The organism is Niallia sp. 01092, assembly GCF_052318935.1.
GTDB lineage: Bacteria > Bacillota > Bacilli > Bacillales > Cytobacillaceae > Niallia.
The window spans coordinates 1-2,826 of record NZ_JBQRKO010000051.1; the positions used below are offsets into that span (position 1 = coordinate 1).

The 2,826-nt window shown below is 33.4% G+C and carries 4 protein-coding genes; all 4 read left to right on the forward strand.

Annotated features, from left to right (window positions below; all coding sequences use genetic code 11):
* Window positions 1–376: 376 nt before the first annotated feature.
* The 4 genes from ACTXGU_RS22160 (at window position 377) to ACTXGU_RS22175 (ending at window position 2,474) form a co-directional block, all read left to right on the forward strand.
* Window positions 377–697, forward strand: coding sequence for a hypothetical protein (locus ACTXGU_RS22160; RefSeq protein WP_443483685.1), 321 nt, complete (start codon window positions 377–379; stop codon window positions 695–697).
* Window positions 698–773: 76 nt separating this feature from the next.
* Window positions 774–1,901, forward strand: coding sequence for a DUF4097 family beta strand repeat-containing protein (locus ACTXGU_RS22165; RefSeq protein ID WP_443483686.1), 1,128 nt, complete (start codon window positions 774–776; stop codon window positions 1,899–1,901).
* Between the two features lie 21 nt (window positions 1,902–1,922).
* On the forward strand, window positions 1,923–2,111 hold the full coding sequence (locus ACTXGU_RS22170; protein ID WP_443483687.1) for a PspC domain-containing protein: 189 nt from the start codon (window positions 1,923–1,925) through the stop codon (window positions 2,109–2,111).
* A 6-nt stretch (window positions 2,112–2,117) separates the two neighbouring features.
* On the forward strand, window positions 2,118–2,474 hold the full coding sequence (locus tag ACTXGU_RS22175) for a phage holin family protein (RefSeq protein WP_443483688.1): 357 nt from the start codon (window positions 2,118–2,120) through the stop codon (window positions 2,472–2,474).
* Window positions 2,475–2,826 lie beyond the last annotated feature (352 nt).

Genomic DNA, 2,826 nt, shown 5'->3' on the forward strand with positions numbered 1-2,826 from the left:
AGAAATGCATGTGCATTTCTTTTTTTGTGGCTGTCTTCTCAAAGTTTGTTGTTTTTTATGTGAAAAAATGGGAGAAGAAGTACTCAGCAGACTGAATACACGTAGACTCCTGTGGGAATGCGAGAAAGGCGAGACCCCACAGGAGCGTATGCGACGAGGAGGCTCGACGCTCGCCCACGGAAAGCGAAGTGTATTCAGGCTGCGAGTTTAAAAGCAACAATCTATACAAAATCAGTCTTTTTTGTTAAGGAAATTGGACAGTATTCTTAAGGAGTATATGTTTACATAAAATAAAAAGGATGGAAAGTGCAAACCGATTATAATAATGAAACTTTAAGACGGATAAACCGTATTAAAGAGAAAGGAGAGGATGGAAGTGAATGTCCGTAATGTGCTTGCAAGTCTTTGTTATTTAAGCATTTTTGTGATACCTATTATTTTTCCAATTGCAGTTCTTTTTGCAACAAAAGATAAAGAAGTAAAAATACATGCAAAAAAAGGGCTGCTATCTCAGTTAGTTCTTTTAATACCAGTTTTGCTAATTATTATTATTTTTATAATGGATAACTACGGTAATTTAAACTCTGAACCATTTCTTTTTATTTCTTTTATTATTATATCGGGTTTGTTATATGCAATTGTTTCTATATGGAATCTTGTAAAGGGAATTCAATTGTTGTTTATAAAAGAAGTTTAATCCGTAAAACAAATGATAGGCGAAAAATAGAATCTACTTCTTGATGATTAACATAATATGAATGGAGGAATAAAAAATGGCAGATGAGAAAAAACGCATTTTACAATTGCTAGAAAGCGGGAAATTAACGGTAGATGAAGCGCTTGCTTTAATAGAAAAAGTAGATCAAAGTGACTTTGCTCACTCTAGTGCAGTAGATGAAAAAGAAACCGTAAATGAGTTAGCGACAGAAGTGAAATTTCAGGAAAAGAAAAAGGAAACATTCAAGGAAACACCTTCCTTTAATTTTCAATCTGCAAAAGAGAAAATTTTTGGATTTGTAGATTCTACGATAAAAAAAGTAAAAGATGTCGATCTTGATTTAAATTTTGGTCATTATGAAGAAGTTTCTCATATTTTTCAATACACGGATCTTGCACCTGAAAATATCGATATCGATATTCCTAATGGAGAAGTGGAGCTGATTCCATGGGATAATCAAGAAATTAGAGTAGAATGTAAAGCGAAAGTTTATCGGGTAGAAAATTACGAGGAAGCTAAGCAAACATTTTTAAAAGAAGTGGATATTTCTGCAGACCAAGAAAAATTAGAGCTAAAAGTTCATCATAAATGGATGAAACTTTACACAAATGTATATATCCCAAAATCAGCTTACAAAACGGTAAAGGTTCGTTTATTTAATGGGCCGATTAAAACATTTGATCTAGTAGCTGATCAAGTATATACAAAAACAGCAAATGGCAAAATTACAATCGTTGCAGGCCGCATAAATAAAGTAGAAGCAGATGCAGCAAACGGCAGTATTGAAATGGAAAAAAGCATCGTGGAAGAACTGGATGCAGAAACAATTAATGGCGCAATAAAGGTGGAAGGGCACTTTAACAAAGTGGATGTACAATCTTTTAATGGTAATTTAGTATGTACAAACCACTCGAAAGAATGTGAGTACCTTGATCTAAAGGGAACAACCGGAAGCATAGAAGTGAATATTTCGGATGAATTAGCTGTCAATGGAAGCTTAAAAACGAATTTTGGAGGGTTTAATGTAGAATTAGAGGGTATACAAATAATAGAGGAAAAAAATGAGGTTCTGCAAAAGACACTTCAGTTTCAATCTATACAATCCAAACCACAGCGTACAATAATTGATGCGAATACAAAAACAGGGTCTATAAAAATACAAAAAATTGTGCAGCAAAGTTAAGAAGAAAGGAGCGTATAATAAGTGAAGCAGTTGACCCGTTCTAGAAACAATAGAAAATTAGCAGGAGTTATTGGTGGGCTATCAGAAAAGTTTAATATAAATGCGAATCTTGCAAGAGTTATATTTCTGATTGCGTTGATTCCAACCGGTTTTTTTCCGTTAGTATTAATTTATTTACTATTAATTTTTGTTTTGCCAAATGAGGTGTAAAGTTAGATGAGATGGATAGTTGGTATTGTCATCAATGCAATATTTTTTATTGCGCTTGCAGGACTTTTTCAAGATTACTTTTATTTATCAGGGATTGGTGCGGCAATTGGAGCAAGTATTATCCTTTCTTTGTTAAATATTATTGTCAAGCCAATATTAATACTATTGACATTGCCTGTAACAATACTGTCTTTAGGATTATTTTTATTTGTCATTAATGCAATAACACTATATTTAACTGCCCAGTTAATGGGAGACAGTTTCGAGATATCAAGTTTTGGAATGAGTATGTTTTTTAGTATTTTATTATCTTTATTTAACTTGATTGTTCAAAGTACAATACTAAGAAAAAATAAAGAGTAAAAATTAATATTGTTTAGTGAGAAGGAGCTGATTTCTGAAGGTCGTTAAATCTGACTTATAGGAGACAGCTTTTTTCTCATTAATGACGAAATGACTGGATAAAGGTTCAAGCAGGTCGATTTTTTTAAAGGCTATTTTCTCAAAGTTTGTTGTTTTTCACATGAAAAATGGGAAAAGAGGTACTCAGCAGACTGAATACACGTAGACTCCTGTGGGAATGCGAGAAAGACGAGACCCCACAGGAGCGTATGCGAGGTCACTGAAAAAGTGGCTGCTATGAAATAAAGATAATAAAAATCTAAGCACTCAGAGATTTTCGTTCGGTTTTCCGAGGCTTACCACACGCTTTCCG

Excerpts from the sequence above, each read along its gene's own strand:
- ACTXGU_RS22165 (WP_443483686.1), top strand. The coding sequence starts at position 774 with ATGGCAGATGAGAAAAAACGCATTTTACAATTGCTAGAAAGCGGGAAA.
- ACTXGU_RS22175 (WP_443483688.1), top strand. The coding sequence starts at position 2,118 with ATGAGATGGATAGTTGGTATTGTCATCAATGCAATATTTTTTATTGCG.